The 23,192-nt window shown below is 60.9% G+C and carries 22 protein-coding genes and 1 tRNA gene; 17 read left to right on the top strand and 6 right to left on the bottom strand.

Annotated features, from left to right (window positions below):
• The first annotated feature begins 6 nt into the window (after positions 1-6).
• Entirely contained in the window at positions 7-2,622 is a 2,616-nt protein-coding gene (locus IPM16_05130) for a valine--tRNA ligase (GenBank protein MBK9122492.1), read from the top strand.
• A gap of 80 nt (positions 2,623-2,702) precedes the next feature.
• Here the strand turns inward: IPM16_05130 and purH are convergent, their stop codons facing one another.
• Entirely contained in the window at positions 2,703-4,244 is a 1,542-nt protein-coding gene (purH, locus tag IPM16_05125) for a bifunctional phosphoribosylaminoimidazolecarboxamide formyltransferase/IMP cyclohydrolase (GenBank protein MBK9122491.1), read from the bottom strand.
• Between the two features lie 151 nt (positions 4,245-4,395).
• On the opposite strand from purH, the gene IPM16_05120 reads away from it, so the two are divergent.
• Entirely contained in the window at positions 4,396-5,712 is a 1,317-nt protein-coding gene (locus IPM16_05120; GenBank protein MBK9122490.1) for an NAD(P)/FAD-dependent oxidoreductase, read from the top strand.
• 57 nt (positions 5,713-5,769) lie between these two features.
• Here the strand turns inward: IPM16_05120 and IPM16_05115 are convergent, their stop codons facing one another.
• Positions 5,770-7,293 carry a 2,3-bisphosphoglycerate-independent phosphoglycerate mutase gene (locus tag IPM16_05115; protein MBK9122489.1) on the bottom strand — a complete coding sequence of 508 codons (1,524 nt, stop codon included), beginning with the start codon at positions 7,291-7,293 and terminating at the stop codon, positions 5,770-5,772.
• A gap of 87 nt (positions 7,294-7,380) precedes the next feature.
• Between IPM16_05115 and IPM16_05110 the strand changes: the two genes are divergently transcribed.
• From IPM16_05110 to IPM16_05085, 6 genes are all read left to right on the top strand, one after another.
• A complete protein-coding gene (locus IPM16_05110; protein ID MBK9122488.1) occupies positions 7,381-8,583 on the top strand; it encodes a replication-associated recombination protein A in 1,203 nt (400 codons plus the stop codon).
• 124 nt (positions 8,584-8,707) lie between these two features.
• Positions 8,708-8,935: a hypothetical protein gene (locus IPM16_05105; protein MBK9122487.1), complete on the top strand. Its 228-nt coding sequence runs from the start codon at positions 8,708-8,710 to the stop codon at positions 8,933-8,935.
• Positions 8,936-8,941: 6 nt separating this feature from the next.
• On the top strand, positions 8,942-10,738 hold the full coding sequence (locus IPM16_05100; GenBank protein MBK9122486.1) for a carbamoyltransferase: 1,797 nt from the start codon (positions 8,942-8,944) through the stop codon (positions 10,736-10,738).
• A 67-nt stretch (positions 10,739-10,805) separates the two neighbouring features.
• A complete protein-coding gene (locus IPM16_05095) occupies positions 10,806-10,991 on the top strand; it encodes a hypothetical protein (GenBank protein MBK9122485.1) in 186 nt (61 codons plus the stop codon).
• Between the two features lie 148 nt (positions 10,992-11,139).
• Entirely contained in the window at positions 11,140-11,370 is a 231-nt protein-coding gene (locus tag IPM16_05090) for a hypothetical protein (GenBank protein ID MBK9122484.1), read from the top strand.
• A gap of 83 nt (positions 11,371-11,453) precedes the next feature.
• Positions 11,454-11,810, top strand: coding sequence for a hypothetical protein (locus IPM16_05085; GenBank protein ID MBK9122483.1), 357 nt, complete (start codon positions 11,454-11,456; stop codon positions 11,808-11,810).
• A gap of 54 nt (positions 11,811-11,864) precedes the next feature.
• On the opposite strand, the gene IPM16_05080 is transcribed toward IPM16_05085, so the two are convergent.
• Entirely contained in the window at positions 11,865-13,166 is a 1,302-nt protein-coding gene (locus tag IPM16_05080) for a hypothetical protein (protein ID MBK9122482.1), read from the bottom strand.
• A gap of 180 nt (positions 13,167-13,346) precedes the next feature.
• Between IPM16_05080 and IPM16_05075 the strand changes: the two genes are divergently transcribed.
• The 7 genes from IPM16_05075 (at position 13,347) to IPM16_05045 (ending at position 19,565) form a co-directional block, all read left to right on the top strand.
• On the top strand, positions 13,347-14,099 hold the full coding sequence (locus IPM16_05075) for a YebC/PmpR family DNA-binding transcriptional regulator (protein MBK9122481.1): 753 nt from the start codon (positions 13,347-13,349) through the stop codon (positions 14,097-14,099).
• A gap of 4 nt (positions 14,100-14,103) precedes the next feature.
• Positions 14,104-14,601, top strand: a complete 498-nt coding sequence (gene ruvC, locus IPM16_05070) for a crossover junction endodeoxyribonuclease RuvC (protein MBK9122480.1) — start codon at positions 14,104-14,106, stop codon at positions 14,599-14,601.
• Complete coding sequence (gene ruvA, locus IPM16_05065) at positions 14,598-15,167, top strand: Holliday junction branch migration protein RuvA (protein ID MBK9122479.1); 570 nt, start codon at positions 14,598-14,600, stop codon at positions 15,165-15,167. The genes ruvC and ruvA overlap by 4 nt, the downstream gene beginning before the upstream one ends.
• Positions 15,168-15,187: 20 nt before the next feature.
• Positions 15,188-15,547, top strand: coding sequence for a hypothetical protein (locus IPM16_05060; protein ID MBK9122478.1), 360 nt, complete (start codon positions 15,188-15,190; stop codon positions 15,545-15,547).
• The gene (locus IPM16_05055; protein ID MBK9122477.1) at positions 15,540-16,691 is read left to right on the top strand and encodes an HAD-IA family hydrolase; all 1,152 of its coding nucleotides are present in this window, start codon (positions 15,540-15,542) and stop codon (positions 16,689-16,691) included. The genes IPM16_05060 and IPM16_05055 overlap by 8 nt, the downstream gene beginning before the upstream one ends.
• A gap of 298 nt (positions 16,692-16,989) precedes the next feature.
• A complete protein-coding gene (locus tag IPM16_05050) occupies positions 16,990-17,937 on the top strand; it encodes a polyprenyl synthetase family protein (GenBank protein ID MBK9122476.1) in 948 nt (315 codons plus the stop codon).
• A gap of 11 nt (positions 17,938-17,948) precedes the next feature.
• Positions 17,949-19,565 (top strand): NAD(P)H-hydrate dehydratase, encoded by a 1,617-nt coding sequence (locus IPM16_05045; GenBank protein ID MBK9122475.1) that lies wholly within the window; start codon positions 17,949-17,951, stop codon positions 19,563-19,565.
• On the opposite strand, the gene IPM16_05040 is transcribed toward IPM16_05045, so the two are convergent.
• Entirely contained in the window at positions 19,552-19,998 is a 447-nt protein-coding gene (locus IPM16_05040; protein MBK9122474.1) for a hypothetical protein, read from the bottom strand. The two genes, IPM16_05045 and IPM16_05040, sit on opposite strands and share 14 nt — an antisense overlap.
• 155 nt (positions 19,999-20,153) lie before the next feature.
• Here IPM16_05040 and IPM16_05035 point away from each other — a divergent pair, with 155 nt between their 5' ends.
• Both IPM16_05035 and IPM16_05030 read left to right on the top strand, forming a co-directional pair.
• Positions 20,154-20,339, top strand: a complete 186-nt coding sequence (locus tag IPM16_05035) for a hypothetical protein (protein ID MBK9122473.1) — start codon at positions 20,154-20,156, stop codon at positions 20,337-20,339.
• A 51-nt stretch (positions 20,340-20,390) separates the two neighbouring features.
• Positions 20,391-21,803: an SRPBCC family protein gene (locus IPM16_05030; protein ID MBK9122472.1), complete on the top strand. Its 1,413-nt coding sequence runs from the start codon at positions 20,391-20,393 to the stop codon at positions 21,801-21,803.
• A gap of 67 nt (positions 21,804-21,870) precedes the next feature.
• On the opposite strand, the gene IPM16_05025 is transcribed toward IPM16_05030, so the two are convergent.
• Together IPM16_05025 and IPM16_05020 are read right to left on the bottom strand one after the other, a co-directional pair.
• Positions 21,871-21,947, bottom strand: a tRNA-His gene (locus IPM16_05025).
• Between the two features lie 58 nt (positions 21,948-22,005).
• Positions 22,006-23,190 (bottom strand): PQQ-dependent sugar dehydrogenase, encoded by a 1,185-nt coding sequence (locus IPM16_05020; GenBank protein MBK9122471.1) that lies wholly within the window; start codon positions 23,188-23,190, stop codon positions 22,006-22,008.
• Between the last annotated feature and the right edge of the window lie 2 nt (positions 23,191-23,192).

Genomic DNA, 23,192 nt, shown 5'->3' with positions numbered 1-23,192 from the left:
ACACACATGCCCGAACCCATGCCCAAAAACTTCGACTTTGCCGAGGCCGAACAGCGCATCTACGAGCGCTGGGAGCGCGAAGGCTGGTTCAAGCCGGAAGTTGCCGGACCAGACGCCGAGCCATTTGTCATTTCGATGCCGCCGCCCAACATTACCGGAGCGCTGCATATCGGTCACGCCTTGTTCGCGTCGCTCGAAGACCTTATGATCCGCTATGAGCGTATGCGCGGCAAAGCCGCCCTATGGGTGCCCGGCACCGACCACGCCAGCATCGCCACCCATCTGGTGGTCGAGCGGCTTCTCGAGGCCGAAGGCACTTCACGTCACGACATCGGCCGCGAGGCCTTCATCGAGCGGACTTGGCAGTGGAAGCGCGAGGCTGGCGGCACCATCACGCGACAGCTCCGCCGCCTTGCCGCGTCGTGCGACTGGTCGCGCGAACGGTTCACGCTCGACGAAGGGTTGTCGAGCGCGGTGAACGACGTGTTCATCCGCCTGCACGAGCAGGGGCTTATTTACCGCGGCCCGCGCCTCGTCAACTGGTCGCCGGGCTTGCAGACGGCCGTCTCCGACGTCGAGGTGGAGCGCGAGGAAGAGGCCGGCAAGCTGTACTTCTTCAAATACCCGATTGACGGGGGTGATTTCCTGCCAGTCGCTACGACCCGTCCTGAGACCATCCTGGGCGATACCGCCGTGTGCGTGCATCCCGAGGACGATCGATACCGTCACCTGATCGGCAAGACCGCGCGCGTTCCTGTCTTGAACCGACCAATCCCGGTCATTGCGGACGAGTATGTCGACCGCGAATTCGGCACCGGCGCGCTTAAGATCACGCCTGCGCACGACTTCAACGACTATGAAATTGGTCAGCGGCACGGCCTTGCACTGGTCAACGTGATGAACAAGGATGCCACCATCAACGAGAACGGCGGCAAGTACGCCGGTCTGGATCGCTTCGATGCGCGCAAGGCTATATGGGCTGATATGGAGGCCGCCGGCCTGACGATCGAGGTCAAAGAGCACACGATGGTCGTGCCACGCAGCCAACGCGGCGGCGAAGTGATCGAACCGCTGCTGTCCGAGCAGTGGTGGGTGCGCATGAAGCCGCTGGCCGACAAGGCGCTCGACGCCGTGCGCACGGGCAAGATCCGCTTCGTGCCCGAACGCTTCGAGAAGGTGTTCTTCCACTGGCTCGAGAATATCGAGGACTGGTGCATCAGCCGCCAACTGTGGTGGGGGCATCGGATTCCGGCGTGGCATGGGCCGAACGGCGAGATTCACGTTGGCAAGACCGCACCCGCTGGAGATGGCTGGACGCCGGACAACGACGTGCTCGACACGTGGTTCAGCAGCGGCTTGTGGCCGTTTAGCACGCTGGGCTGGCCAGAGCAAACTGACGATCTGAAGCGCTTCTACCCAACGCACGTCATGGAGACCGGGCACGACATCCTGTTCTTCTGGGTGGCGCGCATGATCATGTTCGGGCTGTGGTTCACCGATCAGGCTCCGTTCCACACGGTGTACCTGCATGGCCTCGTCCGCGACAAATTCGGCCGCAAGATTAGCAAGACGCTTGGCAACGTCGTCGATCCGCTCGACATTATGGATAAGTACGGCACCGACCCGCTGCGCCTGACGCTGATCACCAGCGGCACGCCCGGCAACGATGTCAACCTCGATGTCGACCGTGTCGAGAGCGAGTGGAAGTTCGTCAATAAGCTGTGGCAGATGACCAACTTCGTCACGTCCGCGCTGCCGGATGGATTCACGCCCTCACTGCCCGCATTGGGCGAATTGGATGTGCCATCGCGGTGGATACTCAGCCGCCTGAATAGGCTGATCGACAGTGTGCAGCACCTGTTCGACATCTACCAGTTCGGTGAGGCAGGGCGCCAGATCCGGGCGTTCCTGTGGGACGAGTTCGCGGATTGGTACATCGAGGCGAGCAAGAATGCGCTGTATGGCGAGGATACCGCGGCACGCGACCGGACGTTGAACGTGCTGTTCCACGTTCTGGAAGCCAGTCTGCGCCTGCTGCACCCGTTCATGCCGTACGTGACCGAGGAAATCTGGAGTTATCTGCCGGCTCGCAGCGGGCTGATCATCGTCGCGCCGTGGCCGACGCTGGACACATCTCGCGTCGATGACCGAGCTGAAGCGGATATGAACGTGCTGATCGAGATGATCCGCAGTGTGCGACTCGTGCGGTCCGAATACGGCGTCGAGCCAAGCAAGAAGGTGACGGCGGCGATCAATCCGGGCAGCCATCGCGCCAATATCGAGACGCATGCGTTCCTATTCGCCCGGCTGTGCAACGTGCCGGCGGTGACGTTCGTCTCAGCCGCGCCAGAAGACTCGGCATCGGTCGTGGTTAGCGACGCTGTGCTCTATCTGCCGATGGCCGGCCTGATCGATTACGCGGCAGAGATCGAACGTCTCGAGAAAGAACAAACAGCGCTGGCGGCGCGCATCGCCAAGAGCGAGTCGATGCTGGCCAACGAGGGCTTTACCAGCCGTGCGCGGCCTGAAGTCGTCCAACGCGAGCGCGACTCGCTTGCGGAGATGTCGGCATCATTTGCCAAGAATGCGGAACGGCTCTCGGAGCTCAAGGCGAAGGCCTAGTGCCGAGTTGCGACCGCAACTAAACGGGGCGGATCACCAGTGGTCCGCCCCGTTTATTATCTCCGAGCCACCCGCGCGGCCTAGTGCCTGAAGTGTCGTACACCCGTGAAGACCATCGCGATATTGTAGCGGTTCGCCGCCTCGATGACTTCGGCGTCGCGGATGCTCCCGCCCGGCTGAACCACCGCCGTGACTCCGACCTCGGCGACGGCCTCCAGGCCATCAGCGAACGGGATCAGGCCATCCGACGCCATGACCGCGCCTTTCGCGCGCTCGCCTGCCTTCGTCACCGCCAATCGCGCGGCGTCCACTCGGCTCGTCACGCCGCCGCCAATGCCGTATGTCGCATCCTTGCCTGCAATGACGATCGCGTTGCTCTTGACGTGCTGCATCGCCTTCCACGCGAACTTCATTGCGGCCAGTTCGTCCTCGGTCGGCGGTCGATTCGTGACCACCTTCATCTGCGTGCCGTCCGGGTCGCCGATATCCGCGTGCTGTACGAGGTAACCACGATGCACCGACCGGATCTCGAGGTCGATACCGCTGTAAGGGATCGGGATCTGCATAAGGCGACAGTTCTTGCGTTTGGACGACAGTATCGTTAGCGCTCCTTGCGAAAACGAGGGCGCGGCAAGGTCGTCGATGAGCAGGGATCCAAGCGAATCAACGAACGCTTCGTCCACCTCGCGGTTTACAGCCATGGCGCAGCCGAATGCCGACAGCGGATCGGACGCCAGCGCCTTCGGAAACGCCTCGGCAATGGTCTGCCCTACGGCGATTCCGCACGGAGTCAAGTGCTTCACGATCACGACCGCTGGCTCATCGAAACTGGAAGCCGCGCGCCACGCAGCGTCAACGTCGAGAATGTTGGTGTAGCTGAGCGCCTTTCCGCTGAGCAGGATGCCTCCCAATGGCCCCTCCCCTTCGGATGTGCTGTAATACGCCGCGGACTGGTGCGGATTCTCGCCGTAACGCAGGGTTTCCACCTTGTGAACGGCGATCGAGAGCTGGTCGGGGAGAGGCTGGTCCTCGGTCACTACGGGCGCTGCCGCGCGGGCCAAGTACGCGTGAATCGCCGTATCGTAATCCCGCGTGTGAGAAAACGCCTTGACCGCTAGCTCGCGGCGCATCGGCATATCGACCTCACCGGCGGCGCGCAGTGCGGCCAGCACGCGCGGGTAGTCGAATGGGTCGCATACCGTGACCACGTTGAAGAAGTTCTTGGCCCCTGCACGTATGAGCGTCACGCCACCGATGTCGATTTGCTCGACGGCGTCAGGAAGCGTTACCCCGGACCGCGCGACCGTTTGGCTAAACGGGTACAGGTTACAAACAACCATGTTGATCGGTGCGTAGCCATGCGCCTGCAGCTCTGCCCTGTCGCTATCACGATCGCGCGCCAAGAGGCCGGCGTGGATCGCGGGATGCAGCGTCTTGACGCGCCCGCCGAGCATCTCGGGCTCGCCTGTCAACTGCTCCACGGGCGTAGTGCGCAAACCGGCAGCGACCAGTTCCTTTTCGGTACCGCCGCTGGCGACCAGATCCCAGCCCATCTCGTGCAGCCCGGCCGCGAATGGCACGAGGTCAGTCTTGTCGTACACACTAAGGAGTGCGCGGGGCATTTCACCATCTCGTTCTGTGCAATTCTCGAATTCAGGCGATGATTATAACGCCCCAATAGTTGGTGAGAACATCTGCCGAACGGCCCGGACTTATTGTGACGAAGTTCACAATCTGATACGATGGGGTAATCGAGGGAATAGGAGGCGTCCGATGAAAACGCAGCGCACGCGAGTTGTCATCGTAGGTGCAGGCTTTGCCGGTTTGAACGTCGCGAAAGGGCTCCGCAAAGCCCCGGTCGATATCTTGCTCGTCGACCGTAACAACTACCACACGTTCACCCCCCTGCTGTATCAGGTTGCAACCTGCGGGCTCGATCCCAGCGACATCGCGTATCCGGTCCGTGGCATCCTGCGCAGCCAATCGAACTTGCGATTCCTGCTAGGAACCGTCAGTGCGATCGATACAAACGCGAAGACAGTCACTATGACTGCACACGACGGCAGTGTGATCGAACCGTACGACCATCTGGTGTTGGCCGCTGGGACCGTAACCAGCTACTTCGGGAATGCTGAAATCGGACGGTTCAGCTTCGACATCAAGACGCTCGAAGGCAGCCTTGAACTCCGCAACCATGTGCTGCGACAGTTCGAGGCAGCCGCGTGGACGGACGATCCACAGGCACGTCGTGCGATGACGACCATGGTCGTTGTGGGCGGGGGTGCGACCGGCATTGAAACAGCGGGTTCGCTGTTCGAGCTGTACAACTTCGTGTTTAAGCGCGAGTATCCGCAGATCGCCGACCTAGAACCAAAGGTTGTCTTGATCGAGGCGACCGACAGGCTATTGGCTCCTTATCCCGAACGACTCCGCGCGGCGGCTGTCCGCCAGCTCGAGTCGCTCGGTGTCGACGTGCGGCTCGGCGTGAAGGTCATGCACGCGAGACCCGGTGCGGTGTCCCTGTCTGACGGCACGACCATCGAAACCCACACGCTGGTCTGGGCGGCTGGTATCGAGGGATCGCCGCTTGCGCGCAGCCTCGGCGTCTCACTCGAGCGGGGCGGGCGGATTCCGGTCAACGGAGACTTGACGGCTGTCGGACTCGAAGGGGTATACGTCATCGGAGATATGGCGTATCTTGTCGATCCCGCGACCGGCCAGCCGCACCCGCAGGTAATTCCGGTTGCGATCCAGATGGCGAAGATCGCCGCGGCCAACATCGTCGCGGCGCTAGAAGGACGCGAAGCCAAGTCGTTCGTCTACTTCGACAAAGGCATGATGGCGACAATCGGGCGCAGCCGGGCCGTCGCGTGGCCGTTCAATCGCGTTCAACTCACGGGCTACATCGCATGGCTGACGTGGCTGATGCTGCACTTGCTGTGGTTGCTGGGTTTCCGCAACCGCCTCAGCGTGCTGCTAAACTGGGTATGGTCGTATTTCACATACGATCGCAGCGTCAAGATCATCGTCAACCCGGCTGCGCGACGGCGCCCCGCGGAACCTGCCGTGGAAGACCCCGTTGCCCGCTAACACCAAACGAACCGGCCCGATCTGCATGGATCGGGCCGGTTCGTTCGCAGTAGTAAACTAAGCGCGCTCGATGAGCGAGTGTCCCGTCATCTCAGCGGGCTGCGGCACGCCCATCAGATCGAGCACGGTCGGCGCAACGTCGCACAGCGCCCCGCGTGGACGCAGCTTGGTGTACCCTTCGCCAATAACGAACAGCGATACCGGATTGGTCGTGTGGTAAGTATGAGGCTGGCCTGTCATTTCCTCAATCATGCGCTCGCAGTTGCCATGATCCGCCGTGACGATTGCGACCCCGCCGGCAGCATTCCAGGCGGCGACGATCTTTCCGGCACATTCGTCGACCGTCTCTACCGCCTTGATGGCCGCAGATAGATCGCCGGTATGCCCGACCATGTCCGGGTTGGCGTAGTTGATCAGGATGAAGTCATCAATTCCGGCATTGATGCGCTCCAGCGTGGCTTCGGTCAGCTCGTAGGCGCTCATCTCTGGCTTGAGGTCGTATGTGGCAACTTTTGGCGAGGGGATAATCCGCCGGTCTTCTCCCGGCCACGGATCTTCGCGCCGGCCGTTGAAGAAGAACGTGACGTGCGGATACTTCTCGGTTTCAGCACTGTGATACTGGCGCAGCCCCGACGCGCTCAACACCTCGGCCAGCGTGTTGACGAGGCTGTCCTTGCCGAATACGACCGCGACCGGAAGGTCGTCCATGTACTCGGTGAACGTCACTACATGCAGGCCGTTCACAGCAGCGCCCGGGAACGAAATGCGTTCCGGAACGACAAGTGCCTGAACAATCTGCCGCATACGGTCGGCGCGGAAATTGAAGCAGATCACGCTGTCGCCCGGCCTGATCGCGGCGTCACTGTCGGTGCCGATGATGACCGGCTCGACAAACTCGTCGGTAACGTCGCGGGCGTAAGATGCGTTTATCGCATCGACGGCGCTGTCTGCAACTGGCGCGCGCCGGTGAACCATCGCGTCGAATGCACGCTGCGTACGTTCCCATCGCTTGTCGCGATCCATCGCATAGTAACGGCCCGAAACGGTCGCGATTTTGGCGTCAGGCCGGTCTGCCAGCGCAGCCTCGACCTGTGCAACGTACCCCACCCCGCTGGTGGGCGGCGTGTCGCGCCCGTCGGTGATGACGTGCACGAAAGTCTGCAATCCGCTGGTACTGGTCAACTTGAGCAGGGCCATCAGATGGTCGATGTGGCTGTGCACACCGCCGTCACTCACGAGACCCAGCAGGTGAACGCGACCACCCTTCGACCGCGCCGCGTCCAGCGCGCCGAGCAGGGTGGCGTTTGTGGCGAACGAGCCGTCGCGGACCGAAACGTTGATCGCCGTGATGTCTTGATACACGACGCGGCCAGCGCCCAAATTCAGGTGACCGACTTCGCTGTTGCCCATCTGTCCCGGCGTTAACCCGACAGCCTCTTCCGAGGCATCGATGATCGACCGTTCAAGCTGAGTCATCCAGCGATCGATATTGGGTGTTGTGGCCTGTTTGACGGCATTTCCGTGCAGCATCTCGCGGATGCCGAGGCCGTCAAGAATCACAAGCATTGTCCGCTTGTTCATGGGGTGCTCCTAGCCGTGATTGTCCGGGTTAGTTGTACCACGGAGCCGCGCTTGTGGCACGGGCGAAGCGCCTATAGAATCGTTGGCATGACGACTCGCGTACCTTCCACACCACTCGCTGACAGGCTTCGTCCACAGACGTTGGACGAGGTCATCGGTCAGCGCCACTTGATCGGGCCGGGGAAGCCGCTGACCGCGGCAGTCGAGAATCAAGCGGTCCACTCGATGATCTTCTGGGGGCCGCCGGGCGTCGGAAAGACGACGCTCGCACGCATCATTGCGACTCAGACCGGGCGGCGTTTTGTCGGGCTGTCGGCGGTGTCGGCGTCCAAGGACGACATCCGGAAAATTGTTGAGACCGTCAAGAAGGCACCGACTCTGTTCGACAGCGCGGACGAGCGCGACGAGCGCGGTGTCGTGCTGTTTTTGGACGAGATCCACCGGTTCAACAAAGCGCAGCAGGACTTTCTGCTTCCGTACGTTGAAGACGGCACGCTGATCCTGATTGGAGCGACGACGGAGAACCCGAGCTTCGAGGTGAACTCGGCGCTGCTTTCACGGTCGCAGGTCTTTGTGCTCAACTCGCTCACGGAAGAGGAACTGGTTGAGGTGGTGCGGCGCGGGCTGGAAGCGCTCGCCGTCGACGCTGAACCGGATGCCGTCGACTTCCTCTCACGCTACGCCAATGGCGATGCCCGGCAAGCCCTCAACGTCCTCGAAGCCGCGCACTCGCTCTACCCGGTTGACGTGCTGCAGCTCGAACACCTCAAGGCGGCGCTGCAGTCCAAGCATCTGCGCTACGACCGCGCCGGCGAAGAGCACTACGACACGATCAGCGCGTTCATCAAGTCGATGCGTGCGAGCAAGGTCGACGCTGCGCTCTACTATCTTGCGCGGATGGTGAACAGCGGAGAGGACCCGAAGTTCATCGCACGCCGGATGGTGATCTTCGCCAGCGAAGACGTGGGGCTGGCTCAGCCAACGGCGCTGGTCGTCGCCAACGAGGTCTTCCGCGCGGTAGAGACGGTTGGATTACCGGAATGTCAATTCAACCTTGCGCAGGGCGCGGCATATCTGGCGCTTGCGGCCAAGAGCCGAACGGCAGGCGACGCCTATTTCGCGGCGCTGGAAGATGTGCAGCGTCATGGTAACCTGCCGATCCCGTTGATGCTGCGAAACAGCCCAACCGGCCTGATGAAGGAGCTAGGCTACGGCGAGGGCTACGAGATGTACTCCGACAAGGACTATCTTCCTGAGGCGCTGCACGGGAAGAGCTACTACGAGCCGTAGGCGACACAGGGCGCCCGTTCGGCGTCGGTCAATCGTCGGACTTCTGACTAGACGCTCATTTGGCGCGGGTGATATGATGACCCGCTGACTCATCGACCAGATAGGCTGCCGCCGAGGAAATGTCGTGCCTTCAGGGATAAAACTTGGTTGGGAACGCTTTAAGTTGATCTCGAAGATCATCGGCGAAGTACAGGGACGCGTAATCATCACTGCGTTCTACTACACCATCCTCATACCGTTTGGCCTGATCTCCCGGTTCTTGACCGACCCGCTTCAGCGTAAGGGTGAAGTCGGCTGGGTAGAGCGCCATCCTGTAGGTCGAGACATCAAATCCGCTCGGAATCAGTGGTAGGCAAAAATGTACATTCTCGGAATTTCGGCGCTGTACCATGATTCCGCCGCTGCATTAATTCGTGACGGCGAACTGGTTGCTGCGGCGATGGAAGAGCGTTTCAGCCGCCGCAAGCACGACAACCGCATGCCCATTCAGGCGATCGCGTTCTGCCTGCGGCGGGCGGGCATTACCGTCAACGACCTTGATTACGTGGTTTTCTATGAGAAGCCGCTGCACAAGTTCGAACGCATTTTGCAGACCACGCTGAACACGTTCCCCAAGTCGGCGGGCGTGTGGCGCGAGGCGATCTTCGCCTGGATGGGCGAGAAGCTGTGGGCGAAGAACATCATCGTCAACCGGCTAGGCATCGACCCGAACAAGCTGATGTTCTGCGACCATCACATGAGCCACGCCGCGAGCGCGTTCTTCGCATCTCCGTTCAAGGAAGCCGCGGTGCTCACGTGCGATGGCGTCGGTGAGTGGACAACAACGACGCTCGGTCAGGCACGCAGCTTCTGGGATGGCGAGACCGGCACCAACGACATCACGTTGTTCTCCGAACAGCGCTTTCCGCACTCGATCGGCCTGCTCTACTCGGCCTTCACCGCGTGGCTCGGCTTCCGGGTCAACAACGGCGAGTACAAGGTCATGGGCATGTCGCCATACGGCACACCGCGTTACATGGACAAGATGGAGAAGGTCTTCCATCTTAATCCCAACGACGGCAGCTTCCGGCTCAACCTCGACTACTTTAGTTTCGCCCATTCGGCGGACAGCAGCTTCAGCCAAAAGTTTGTCGACCTGTTCGGTGAACCACGCCCAGCAGAGTCCGACTTCTTCACGATGGAGACGAACCCTGAGCGGGCGAGCGAGCGCGCCGCGATGGAGCTGAACCAGCACTACGCGGACGTCTCAGCGACGATCCAGAAGGCCACCGAAGACGCCCTGATCTCGATCTGCCATCACCTACACGCTAAGACCGGCCTCGACACGCTGGTCATGGCCGGCGGCGTCGCGCTTAACACCAAGGCCAATTGGCGCCTGTTGAACGAGACTCCGTTCAAGGAAATCTACATCCAGCCCGCATCGGGTGACGATGGCGGCGCGCTGGGTGCTGCGCTTTGGGCGTGGCACGTCGTGCTCAACAAGCCGCGCAAGTGGGTCATGCCACACGCGTACTGGGGCCAATCCTACACCGAAGGCGAAATCGCCAAGGTGCTTACGGACAACGGGATCAAGTTTGAGTCGTTTGAGGACAACCCCGACAAGCTGCTCGACGTGGTAGCGGAGGAACTGACCAACAGCAAGGTCATCGGCTGGATGCAAGGTCGCTTCGAATGGGGCCCGCGCGCGCTTGGCGCACGATCAATCCTTGCCGACCCGCGCACCGAGGCGATGAAGGAAGTCGTCAACACGAAGATCAAATTCCGCGAGCCGTTCCGCCCGTTTGCGCCGGTCATCCTGCGCGACCGTGCCCGTGAGTATTTCGATTATCCCGAGGTACAAGAGCACGAAGCCCCGCGCTACATGCTGATGGTCGCCCCTGTGCGCCAAGAGAAGCAGAATGAGATACAGGCGGTTGTGCACAAGGGAACCGGACGGCTGCAGTCGATTGAGCGCGAGACGAATCCGCGCTACTATGGAGTCATCGAGCGGTTCGGGCAGCTCACCGGCGTGCCTGTTGTGTTGAACACGTCATTCAACCTGCGCGGTGAGCCGATCGTGAATACGCCGGCAAACGCTCTGAACACGTTCGTAAACAGCGACATCGACCTGTTGGTCATGGAAACGCTGCTCGTACGCAAGCCATCCAAATCGTAGGCCAGAAGAGGTAACCCCGACCATGACCGAGCTTTCTACCGATAACGACAAACTTCCTAGCGAATTGATGGGTTCGGGCGGTTCGAACGCAGTCTCCGGACGCGTCGGCGTGATGCGCGAGTTGATGTCGTTTCTCTGGCAGCGTAAGCTGTACTGGATGATCCCGATGATCGTCGTACTGCTGCTCTTCGGCCTGATCATCGTCGCGGGTGGCTCGTCCTTCCTCGCGCCGTTCATCTACCCGCTGTTCTAGCAAGTTCGGCTGAACGGGCAGGTGTATGAACTGCGCCTGCCCGCTGAAGTAGATACCGACTGTAGTTGAGGCGCCACGCGTCGTCTGATGGTTATCCTGGTCGCCCCTAGCCGATCCGCTACCCAGATTGCACGAAGGAGTCCCACCGATGACCGAATTCATACAAGACCACGACACGCTTCCCAGTGAGCTGAAGGGTTCGGTGGGTTCGAACGCGGTTGCTGGCCGCGTCGGCATCATGCGCGAGCTGATGACCTTTCTTTGGCAACGGAAGCTGTATTGGATGATCCCGATGATCGTCGTGTTACTGATCTTCGGGCTGATTATCGTCGCGGGTGGCTCATCTGTGTTGGCACCGATCATCTACCCGCTGTTCTAGTCTACAAACCATGCGGCTCGGCCCGACGTATGTCTGGGGCCGAGTCGCGACCTAGATAATTTCCGAGGGGGTCAGTACGGCTCATGGATTCGACGACACTTATGCTGCTCGTAGGCGGCGCGTTTGCCCTCACTGCGGGTCCACTGACTGCGCGCAGTTCGGAACGACGCGAAAAGGTCTATGGGGGGCTGCCCGCGCGGATACTCAACCTGATCGCGTGTATGGGCTTCGTCGCGATTCTGCCGACGGTTCTCACCGGGCTGCTCAGCGGGCACGGCGCTGCGATCCTGCCCATCGGCTTCGGTATTCTGGGCATCGCCTTGCTCGCCTCATTCGCGTTCGGGTTCGTTGAAGGTCCCGCGCGAGCGCGCGCTCCGAAGGTGGCGCGGACCGCGTTGAATCAGTGGACGGAAGAGGACGCTCGCAGAAGCGGTCTCTAGTCCAACTCTGCTAGACAACCGCGACCCGCCTAAACCGGCGGGTCGTTTGATTCACTAAGGATTGACGTCGGTGGCGGTTAGTTCGAGACGGCTGACCCGTGTTTCGTATTGGTGGCCGGACGCGTAGAAACGAATCCGTGAGATGGCCACCGGGCGTTGATCGGAAGTGAAGCCAGCGAGCAGATTGCCGCTGTCGAAGGTGTACCACGCCTTTTCTTGCAGGCGCACGTGTGGTCCCCGGCAGCTTTCACACGTCTGGGCGTAGCGTTCCGGTGGGCCGGGCAGGGAGTAGAAGCCGAAGATAAGCTCGCCCTGATCGCCACTGGCGTCGATATAGTCGATGCGGACCATGAGCGGGCACTCGCTACCGACGAACCCACACACTGGAAGCGACTGATACGCGATGTTGAGTTCTGCTATCAGGTTGAGCGTCTCGTACTGCGAAATGTCTTGCCAGACTTCGCCACGTGCCAAACCCTGCTGGCAGATCGTCTCGCCATTGCTCAGGGCCCCCCCGGCACGGGACATGCTGAGCACGCTGCGTCCATCCTGATTCTGAACCGTGAATGTCCCACGGGGCGCGTTGACCTCGACGTTGGTGTGGCTGCATGCCCAGTTCAAGGGCGCACTCCGGTCTGACTGCAGCATCACGTCTTCGAAACTACTGTTTTGAATCAGGTTAATGGTCGGCACCAGTGCCCGTAGGACACCCGACTGCAACGAGTACTCACTGCCGCTGCCTGTCGTAATGGCGTATTCGACACTCTGCGCCGGAGGAATCAACGATGCTGTCCCACCGTGGCTGAACACCGTCACGGTCTCGTCGCGGAACTCGATGTCGTACCTTCCGGGCTGGCGAACGCGCACCTGCGCTCCCTGTGCAGAGCGAATCGTCAATTCCGCGGAACGCGGCAAGCCACTGGCAAGTATGACCTCGAAACGCCCCTGAGCCGAGCCAAACGTGGCGACATAGCCAGACGTACCCCACTCGAAACGCGGGCGCTCGGCCGTGCGGACTGCAGTCGACGTCGTCTCACCGATGAGCGCGACACTGCCCACAAACTGGTTGTCAAGCTGCGGATCGCGCAGCGCAATGACACCCTGCGATTCCTGTTCATTGGGCCGCACGATATTGCCAATGCTGATAACCCGTGAGCCCCGCTCGACGTCCTCGCGCAGGTCGGCGCCGGTAATTCCCAGCGAACCGCGGCTGACCTCTGCATAGATTGCCATCGGCACAGTAGACTGAAAGAGAAAGTTGTACAGTCCGAGCGCCGACACGGTGATCAGGGCGCAAAACGCGACGAACGACGCGATGAGCACCGCCCACGCAGTTCGCTGCAGATTGAGCGACATGGGTTGCGGTGCTTCGTACGTCAGGGGTTCCACAGCATGACCTTTCGACTGCCTGCCAAGTACGTCATCTCTGCGCGGGCGCGCTAAAGCTGCACAGCCGCACCCGTCTCGACTTGGCTAGGGCCGTCGGCTATAATAGCATAATCAGCCAAAACCACGACAGTTTCGGAGCAGCTCACGATGTCCGGCCATAGTAAGTGGTCTACCATTAAGCGTGCCAAAGCGGCCGCAGACGCGCAGCGCGGAAAGATATTCACCCGAATCGCCCGTGACATCATGTTGGCCGCGCGCGATGGTGGCGGGGACGAAAGCGCCAACGCGAAGCTCAAGCTCGCAATCATCAAGGCGCGTGCCGCCAACATGCCGCGTGACAACATCGAGCGTGCGATCAAACGTGGCACCGGGGAGCTCGAAGGCGCCGCGATGGAAGAAATCACCTACGAGGGCTACGGGACCGACGGTATCGCGTTCATGATCGACGTCCTCACCGACAACAAGAATCGCAGCTTGGCCGACATCAAGCGCGTGTTCAACCGTGCCGGCGGATCGTTGGCGTCGGCGGGATCGGTCGCGTGGCAGTTCACCCAAATGGGGTATATCAAGATCGCCGTTGCCGGTGTCGAATTCGACTCGCTCTTCATGGCCGCCGCGGACGCAGGCGCTGAAGACGTCGTCGAAGAAGATGATGGTTTCTCGGTTTATACGCCGCGCGAGATGCTCGCCGCTGTCGAGCACGCTCTTACCGAGGCGGGCTACACGGTGGACGAATCGGAGCTGTTCTGGAAACCGAGCAACGAAACCGAACTGCCGGTTGAGCGGGCCGTCGCCAACATGAAGCTGCAGGAAGCGCTCGAGGAATTGGACGACGTGCAGTCCGTAGCGTCTAACCTACTTGTGAGCGACTCCGTCATCGCCGCGCTAGAAACGGCCTAACGCGGTGCTTTCACTGGGCATCGACCCCGGAACGGCGATTGTCGGTTACGGGTTGGTGCGAGAACTCCCCGACGGGGCGCTGCAAGCAGTCTCCTACGATGTTATCTCGACACCTGCGCACACGCCGCTTTGGGAGCGGCTGGAAACGATCTACACTTCGCTGACGGCGGTGATCCAGCAGTTCCAGCCTGATCGTGCGGGCGTCGAGGTTCTGTTCTTCGGCAAGAACGTGACGACGGGCATCAACGTCGCCCACGCACGCGGCGTAATCCTGCTGGCACTGCATCAAGCGGGGCTGCCAATTACGGAGTACAAACCAGCCGAGATCAAACAGAGCTTGACCGGATATGGCAACGCCGACAAGAAGCAGATGCAGGAAATGACCCGCATGATGCTCAACCTCGACAAGATCCCCCGCCCTGACGATGCGGCCGACGCGCTCGCCGTGGCTATCACCGATATTCACAGCGCGCGGTTCAATGCGATCGGAGGATGGCAGTGATTGCGCTTCTTCAGGGTACCGTAGCGGTCGACGGGCGTGACCACGTGATCTTGTTGTGCGGAGGAGTTGGTTACAAAGTCTACGGGCCGCCGACGGTCACGGGTAGCATCGGCGAGCACCTGATTCTGCATACCAGCATGGTCGTGCGCGAGGAGTCGATGACGCTCTACGGCTTCATGACGCCCGCCGAACGCGACCTGTTTGAGACGCTGCTCACCGTCAGCGGGGTCGGCCCGAAGGTCGCGCTTGCAATCCTTAGCACACTATCGGGCGATGCCCTGCGCAATGCCATCGTCGCCGACCGCCCCGAAATCTTGAGCCGGGTGCCAGGCATCGGAAAAAAGACTGCGCAGAAGATTCTGTTCGAGCTCAAGGACAAACTTGCGGTCGGGCTGGATTCCGCGCCGGTCATGGCGTTCAACGACATCAATAGCGACGTCATCGATACGCTGGTGGCACTGGGCTACAGCATCGTTGAGGCGCAGTCGGCCGTTCAGGCCCTGCCGCATGACGCGCCGGACGATGTCGAGGAGCGTGTACGATTGGCGCTGCAGTATTTCGCCTAGCGTGTGGAGGCAACGCACCCATGAAGACACCCGCAGGCCGCGAATGCAAACACTATTACGAGGACTATTTTCGCGGGCGCAGTGTACAGGAATGCCGGCTCGCCAAACTCAATCCAAACTCGCTGCACTGGCGGCCAAGTGACTGCAGCAAATGCCCCGTGCCGGACATCTTGAACGCCAACGCTTCCCAAAATATGGAACTGACGCTGATCATCTCTAAAGGAATGCTCGGCTTCGGGCGCAAGATCACGGTTTCGGCGCACTGCCTCAAGCACGACATTCCGATCCCCGACCCGTATGTCGGTTGCCCGCAAGACGCACAGGAGAGCTCCGGCCTCGACCTTTTCCGGCGCGCGCTCGAGGACGACGAACGTGATTAAGGCGGTGTTGTTCGACCTCGACAACACCCTGCTGCGCAATCCTACCCCCGAGTTCGTAACGGGCTATGTTTCGCGCATCAACCGTTTCTTCAAGCGACGCTGGAACATCGAGCCGGGCGAACAGCTGCGCGAAGGCGTTCAGATCATGGCCGGCCCGCGCAACATTTGGCAGACCAACCTCGATGTCTACTGGATGCTGCTGCACCGCATCTTGCCGCTGTCTGCGAAAGGTCTGAGCGAGGCGTTCACGGAGTTCTACGAGACCGAGTACAAGGAACTGCGCTCCAATACCTCGCCTGCCCCAGCGGCCGAGGTCGTCATCGACCGGGTGCGCGGTGCCGGCTACAAGGTCGTGATCGCCACGAATCCGGTGTACCCCGAGGAAGCGATTCGGCAGCGGTTAATTTGGGCGGGGCTCCCGGGCGACTTCACATACTACGACTTCGTCACCACGGCCGACAACATGCACTTCACCAAGCCGTCGCCGGCCTACTACGGCGAGATTCTAGCCCGCTGCGGGCTGGAACCGGACGAAGCCGTGATGGTCGGTGACGAACCTGTCTACGATGTCGAGGCTGCCGGAATTGTCGGGTTGCATACGCGGCACCTGAACTGGGAAACGCTTGATCAGTTCCTCGATGACATTCCGTGCTTACCCGACTGGATGCCACCTGCGATCACAAGTCGCGCGATCGTGCCGCAGTGGTTGGGCAACCTCGGATCGATATTCGGAGTCGTCGCGGATATGCCGCCACGATATTGGGATCAGCACCCATTTCCGGAGGAGTGGTCGCCGGCTGAGATCATGTGCCACCTCACCGAGTACGAGCGAAACGTTCATCGCCCACGGTTGGAACGCATCGCGGTCGAAGTTGACCCGTTCGTTACTCAGCCCACCGATCCGCCTGCGCCGTCCGACTATCCGCTGTTCCGATCGGCACATGCACTGCTGCCATACGTGTTCTTGAAAGAACGCCAGAACACGATCGATTTCATCGAAACCGTGACTCCTGCAACCTGGAATCGATCGGCACGGCACAGCATCTTCGGGCCCACCACGTTCCTCGAGATGGCCTACTTCACCGCGCAGCACGACCGCCTGCATATCCGCCAGTTGTGCCAGACTATCGGCGGATGCGAATAGTAACGTTTGACACCCTGACGCAACCCTACTCATTGGGGAAAGCCGCCGCACCGATGTGCGATCTACCCCATTTGCAGCGTCACTAGGTCTATACGATCGGGCCAGCCTTGGCCATAATATGATCTATGAATCGACCCGCGCCGGTGGAGATATGAAGGCAAGTGCCGCTGAATGAACGCTGGTTGAATGTGATCTATGGACTGGGCTAGATTGGTTGACCCACCTTCATACTATGTGTAAAATAGTTTTAGATAGTTCTGAAAGTCACAAACGCGAAGCCTAGAGCAAAGGACGCCCCATGGCGATGAACGCAGTGGCTCGGCTTGACGTCGAACCTCCCGCCCACCCTACCGCCCAGATCATCGAGGCAGGGTTAACCGCGGTTGAAGCGCGCATGCTCGAGGCGTGCAAGAGTGATGTTTCCATCCTGGACGATGCCAGCCGCCACATCCTAAGTGCCGGCGGGAAGCGGGTACGCCCGCGCCTCGTCCTGCTCAGCCATCTGGCGAGTGGAGGCAAGGCGGTCGATGGCGTGATTTCGTTGGCGGCCGCGTTGGAACTGGTCCATACGGCAAGCGTAGTGCATGACGACATTAACGACCACGGCGTGGTCAGGCGCGGAAAGCCCTCGGTCAATGCGATCTGGGGCCGCACATTTGCCCTTCTCACCGGGGACTTTCTATTTACGAAGGTCTATGAGTTGATGGCGCCGCACCAAGGCATGAACGTCATTCTGGCAGAAGCGACAGTCGCGCTCGTTGAAGGCGAGACGCTGCAGGCACAGGCGGTCAAAGAGCAGCGCTTCACCCGTCAGGTCTACATGGACATCATCGCCCGAAAGACGGCGTCGTTGTTCCGTGCCGGCGCGCTGATGGGTGCCCGTGCCGCCAGCGCCAGCGACCGTGTAGCGGAAGCGCTCGGCCGCTTCGGCTTCAACATCGGGCTTGCGTTCCAAATCGTGGACGACATCCTCGACTTGACTGCGGATGAGACGCAGCTGGGCAAGACCGCCGGCGTAGACCTCAAGCAGGGCCGCGGCATTGCGTCCGTCAACGGAGGCTCCACCGCCGACGTCGTTTCGTCGATCAAGGCCAAAGCGCTCGCAGGAAACTCCGTCGCCGAGGGCAAACAACAGGCGAAAATGCTGATCGATTCGGCCATCAACGAGCTCGAAGTCTTGAGCGACAGCCCGGCCAAGGACGAGCTGATCGCGCTGGCCCGATACATCGTCGAGCGCGATCACTAAGTCGAACTATCATGACCCTCTGGATCTTCACACCCGAACAGATCCGTGAGATCGAACAGGCGGCAAACGACGCCGGTTACACATATGACCAGATGATGCAAGATGCGGGCCGCGAAATCGCGGCTCGCGCTGTTTCGATGCTCGACGGCGTCTCTGGCCCGCGCGTTACCGTTCTTGTCGGCAAGGGCAATAACGGAGGCGATGGACTGGTAGCCGCAGCGCGGTTGGCCGAGCAGCTTGCCGGGTCGCAGATTCGCCTCTACCTCCTCGACCGGCGCGACGACGACCCACTTATGCAGCATGCGCTCGATCGCGGCGTGTTCGCTGCCTACGCAGAAGACGACCGCGACGGACGGGTGGCCAAGCACGTGACCGCTAGCGCCGATCTCGTCATCGACGCGCTGTTCGGAATTGGCATTCGTCTCCCTCTGCGCGACACAGCCCAGCGCACGCTTCGACACGTACGGCAAGCGCTCAACGAACGCGCATCGGCAAGGCGCGCAAGCCCTTCGATTGACCCGACGGCACCGGGCCAAGTCTTGCGCCCGACAGTGCGCGTGTTGGCCGTAGACTGCCCGAGCGGAGTCGATACGCTCACGGGTGAATGTGACGCTGTGACGTTGACCGCCGACGAGACGATTACGTTCATCGGTGCAAAACCCGGGCTGCTGACTGGTGATGCCGTCCTCAAAGCAGGCCGGGTGATCGTCGCGCCACTAGACCTGCCCGACGACGTGAAGCCGGCCAAATTCGCCAGCGGGATACTGCTCGGCAACGAATATGTGCGTGGCCTCCTGCCCTCCCGGTCGGCCGACGGACATAAGGGGACCTTTGGCCGCGTGCTTGTAATCGCCGGCTCGGACCGTTTGCCCGGCGCCGCGGGACTCGCCGCGCTCGGTGCCTACCGTGTGGGCGCAGGTCTGGTCGAAGTCGCCGCGCCTGCATCGGTTGCGCGCTCCATACAGGGCGGAATTCTCGAGCCGATCTGGCTCCCGCTCGGCGACGACGCGCTAGACGACATGCTGCGCGATTCGATCGATGCCGCAGATGTCGTGCTGATCGGACCCGGGCTTGGCAGTTCCGAGCTTGCGGCCGGGCGAACGCTCGCGGTACTGAGTTACGTTCGAGAGTCCCGTCCCGATGTGCCGCTGGTATTGGACGCCGATGCTTTGAACGTGCTTGCCGGCCAAGGATCTTGGGCGAACCTGCTCCCAAAACGCGCCGTAATCACGCCGCATCCCGGCGAGATGGCGCGCCTGCTGAGGACGTCCACAGACGATGTTCAGAAAGATCGGTTCGCAGCGGCGTCGCAGGCGGCAGAAGCTGGCGTGGTATCGGTTCTGAAAGGCGCCCATACACTTATCGCCGCGCCCAACAAACCGGTACGAGTCAGCCCGTTCAAAACGGATGCGCTCGCAAAAGCCGGTACGGGGGACGTGCTGGCAGGGGCTGTTGCAGGGTTGCTTGCGCAGGGATTGAGCGAGATCGACGCCGCATCCGCAGGGGTCTACGTTCACGCGCTGGCCGGGGTGATCGCCGCGGAACAGATCGGTGAAGCGGCGGGTGTGATGGCGAGCGATGTGGCACGGGCGATCCCGGTTGCCATCGCGAGAATCAAGACTGGCTAGGCGGCTTGCGCCTCAACGCCCGGCGCAGGCCCGTGATCTCCCGCAAGAACGCGAACAGACCGCCGATAAATCCCATGACGCGTATCACAGGCGAAGCCACGGTCTCTGCAACGAAGACTGCGGCACCACGCACGGCCGATACAGCGCCGCGTATCTCACCGACGATCGCATCGGTCTGAATCTTCAGGACGCCAGCAAGCGCGGCGATCTGCAAGACAAGAATTGCTGTTCCAAGCAATACGACTGTCGTGGTGGCAAAGATTACGACAAGCAGTAAGTCCCGTATGTAGGCAATCACCGAAGCGGCACGCTCAGGATCGGCCCGAGCGATTAACACACCGACGACGATCAGAATCAAGACAAACGCAGCATAACCAATGACGACCGCCCGCAGAACCTTCGTCAGTTTCGGTTTCGGTTTCGCTTCAGTCAACTGAACACCGCCATTCAGCGTGCAGGACGGCGTCTGCGCTGCCCTGTGGTCAAGGCGCGCACAGACATCAGTGCAAGGAGAGATCCACCGCTAGCGGCCGCTGCCCGCAGGCCACCCAGACTCAAGAGCTCGATACCGGCGATGACACCAATAACATGACCGACCGCAAATCCGATCCAGCTCGCCAACAGAAACACGGCAAGCCGGCGCGCATCGCCGCCAAAGATGAAGTGAAACAGAGCGCCGTAGAGGGTCGCCAGGGCAAACGCAAATACAAGGCCGGGACCGGGCACTACATGCAGACTTTCGCTAATCCGTGTTACAATTCGTGGCGAGTGTAACATAACTTTCAAACCTAGCGAAGTACCGCAGACGTCCAAGGCACGCACTCGATGAACCTCATAGACCATCGAATCTTGATTCCGACGTCACCCGAACGGGTATGGCACTTCGTGGGCGATCTCAAGCGCAACGCCGAGTGGCAGGCCAACTGTCGCTCGACGACCATGCTTACGTCCAACACGAAGATCCAGCCCGGGGCTCGCCTGCGCATCACACCTGATCGCGGGCGCGATGTCGTTCTCGAAATCACCGCGTGGTACGACCGCTTCGGCTACGAATACAAGATCGTCGAGGGCGGTTCGTATCGGGACAACAAAGGAACCGTCCGGCTCCAAGAAGTGCCTGAAGGCACGATCGTGCAGTGGACGTTCAGCTATCGCGCCGGACTTTTTGGCGGTAGCGCGGGGCGCAGTCAAGAGGCGATCATCATCGACAGCCTGCGCGGGCTGTATCGGCTAATCACGAAGTCGAAGGAAGTCGAGACGTTTCAAGCCAAGTCGCTCATGCGAGACGACCCGGGCGTCGAAGCGCGCGCCACGTACCGCCCGCGCCACCCGTATGGCGACACAGCGGAGGGCAGCGCCGCGTTAGTTAAGGGGCAGGCGCGCCAGCCTACCAAACCCCAGCCAGCGGCTACGTTCGATGAGCCTGCATTCAAGCCCGACGATACCAAGCCGCGCCCACTCGTCACCCCTGCCACGCCGGCTGAACCTGCTCCCGCCCAGCCCGCAGCGTCGGTGCCTGAAGTCAACGTACCGGCTGAACCAGATTTCCTCGTCGTTGAGTCGACCACGCCAGAAGTCGTAGTCGGACCACCTGCTGCCCCAATCGTTCCGCCAATCGCTGAGACACCGCCAACACCTGCCGCCGATGTCCCTGCTGCCGTGGCTGCCCCCTCAATAGGCGAACCCGTACCGCAGGCGACCGAGCCTGTGGAGGCCAAGGCGCCAGATATTGCCGAACAACCCGCCGCAGAATCGACCGAGCCGGTCGAAGCCAAAACATCGCAGACGGAGGGCGAGCCCCCAGTTGAGGCCGCTGTCGCTGCTGCACCAGCGGTCAACCCTCTGGAAGACACGTCACCGCCGCGCGTCTCCGACACAGCACCGGTTGTCGCTCAGTACGCAACCCCATCCGAGGCACCGGTCGCCTCACCGCCGTCCACGACCAAGCGCGACAAGGTCCACGATACGTCGCGGATCAGCGTATTCGAGGTGTTTGGACTTCCCAAGCCGAGCGAAACGCAGGAGCTTGAGGCCTACTCGAAAGAGCAGTTCGACCGCCCCGAGCCAATTAGCTTCTCTCGACCGGATGCGCCTAAGCCAGTCGCGGTTGTTCCAATGCCGGTACGCGTCGATTCAGCGGTCGCGGTTGAAGAAGCGGTCGCCGCTCCGGCGCGCAAGCGCGATGGACATCGGCTGTATGCGCGGATGCATGCGGTGAAAGTCCGGCGCGCGTATTAAGTTCACCGTGATCTGCCCAACGACAAGAAAGACCCCGCGTACTGCCGGGGTCTTTTCGTCGATTCTGTGGGGTGAGTGATGGGACTTGAACCCACGGCCTTCTGGGCCACAACCAGACGCTCTAACCAACTGAGCTACACCCACCATGATGCGCCCGGTAGTATAGCATAGGTGACGTCAGGGTGTCTAGCACAAGCCTCCCCTATTGTAGGGGATCGACACGATACACTTCGCCGTTGTAGTTGACGACGTACAGCTCGCCGGCTTCATCCTCGCCAAACGCACTGATCTGGAATCCGGCGTCCATCGCCTCGGCCGTCTGCCATGTGCCAGCAGAGTCGCGCCAGCTTGCCCAGATTTGTCCGGTGCAGAAATCGCCGAAGAAGTAAACGCCTTGAAGCTGCGGGAGCTGAGTGCCGCGATACACGTATCCGCCGGATACTGAACAGTGCCCGGCCGAGTGACGATATTCAGCGAACGGATACACCATCCCCGGCGGCACCGTGCCGACGGCGTACGGCGCACTGGCCTCGTAATCGGACCAGCCGTAGTTCTCGCCACCGGTCGAGTCCGCAGGCTGGAAGTTGACCTCCTCCCACACGTTCTGACCGACGTCCGCCAAATACATATCGCCGGTCGCGCGATCGAAGCTGAACTTCCACACATTGCGCAGACCGTACGACCAGACCTCGTGCGCAAACGACGGGTTCGCTACGTGCGGATTGTCCTCGGGTATGGCGTATGGGTCGCCCGAGTCCACATCGATCCGCAGGATGCTGCCGTACCAGTCGGCAGGGTTCTGACCGGTATCGAGCGGATCGCCGGCCGATCCGCCGTCACCGAATGAGATATACAGGTAGCCGTCCGGGCCAAATGCGATGTGACCGCCGTTGTGGTTCGGGTACGGTTGACGCAGGGTCATTAGGACTTGCTCGGTCGAGCGATCGCCAACGTCAGGGTTGTTCTCGGCAAGTTGAATGCGAGACACGATCGACGTGTTGTTGCGATCGTTGTAGCTCACGTACATCAGGCCATTGTCGACAAACTCGGGATGGAATGCCAACCCGAGAAGCCCGAGTTCCGAGTATCCGCGCGTAACGGCTTGGGTGACACGATCGCTGAGGTCGAGAAACGGCGAACTCCCGATCTCGCCGTCCTTCAATACCCACACTCGCCCGGTCTGCTCGACGATGAACACCCGGCCCGACCCGTCGCCGGCATGGGTCACCAACAGCGGACGTTGAAAGCCATTCGCGACCAGCGTCAATTTGAACGAGTCGAGATCCGGCGGGGTCATCAGCAGCGTTAGCGGTTCCTCATCCTGTGCCTGCGCAGCAAGCCCCATCCCGAGAACGGCCACAAGCAGAACCACGATCATTCGTTTCACGA

Source organism: Candidatus Flexicrinis affinis (assembly GCA_016716525.1).
Taxonomy (GTDB): domain Bacteria; phylum Chloroflexota; class Anaerolineae; order Aggregatilineales; family Phototrophicaceae; genus Flexicrinis; species Flexicrinis affinis.
Note: the sequence above shows the minus strand (reverse complement) of the source record. Positions and strands in the feature narration are given on the sequence as shown.

Coding starts and splice junctions, on each gene's coding strand:
- IPM16_05050 (MBK9122476.1), top strand. CDS start 16,990: ATGGCGATGAACGCAGTGGCTCGGCTTGACGTCGAACCTCCCGCCCAC.
- IPM16_05110 (MBK9122488.1), top strand. CDS start 7,381: ATGACGACTCGCGTACCTTCCACACCACTCGCTGACAGGCTTCGTCCA.
- IPM16_05090 (MBK9122484.1), top strand. CDS start 11,140: ATGACCGAATTCATACAAGACCACGACACGCTTCCCAGTGAGCTGAAG.
- IPM16_05075 (MBK9122481.1), top strand. CDS start 13,347: ATGTCCGGCCATAGTAAGTGGTCTACCATTAAGCGTGCCAAAGCGGCC.
- IPM16_05095 (MBK9122485.1), top strand. CDS start 10,806: ATGGGTTCGGGCGGTTCGAACGCAGTCTCCGGACGCGTCGGCGTGATG.
- IPM16_05120 (MBK9122490.1), top strand. CDS start 4,396: ATGAAAACGCAGCGCACGCGAGTTGTCATCGTAGGTGCAGGCTTTGCC.
- IPM16_05035 (MBK9122473.1), top strand. CDS start 20,154: ATGACCGACCGCAAATCCGATCCAGCTCGCCAACAGAAACACGGCAAG.
- IPM16_05045 (MBK9122475.1), top strand. CDS start 17,949: ATGACCCTCTGGATCTTCACACCCGAACAGATCCGTGAGATCGAACAG.
- IPM16_05080 (MBK9122482.1), bottom strand. CDS start 13,166: ATGTCGCTCAATCTGCAGCGAACTGCGTGGGCGGTGCTCATCGCGTCG.
- IPM16_05030 (MBK9122472.1), top strand. CDS start 20,391: ATGAACCTCATAGACCATCGAATCTTGATTCCGACGTCACCCGAACGG.
- IPM16_05130 (MBK9122492.1), top strand. CDS start 7: ATGCCCGAACCCATGCCCAAAAACTTCGACTTTGCCGAGGCCGAACAG.
- IPM16_05085 (MBK9122483.1), top strand. CDS start 11,454: ATGGATTCGACGACACTTATGCTGCTCGTAGGCGGCGCGTTTGCCCTC.
- IPM16_05115 (MBK9122489.1), bottom strand. CDS start 7,293: ATGAACAAGCGGACAATGCTTGTGATTCTTGACGGCCTCGGCATCCGC.
- IPM16_05060 (MBK9122478.1), top strand. CDS start 15,188: ATGAAGACACCCGCAGGCCGCGAATGCAAACACTATTACGAGGACTAT.
- IPM16_05100 (MBK9122486.1), top strand. CDS start 8,942: ATGTACATTCTCGGAATTTCGGCGCTGTACCATGATTCCGCCGCTGCA.
- purH (MBK9122491.1), bottom strand. CDS start 4,244: ATGCCCCGCGCACTCCTTAGTGTGTACGACAAGACTGACCTCGTGCCA.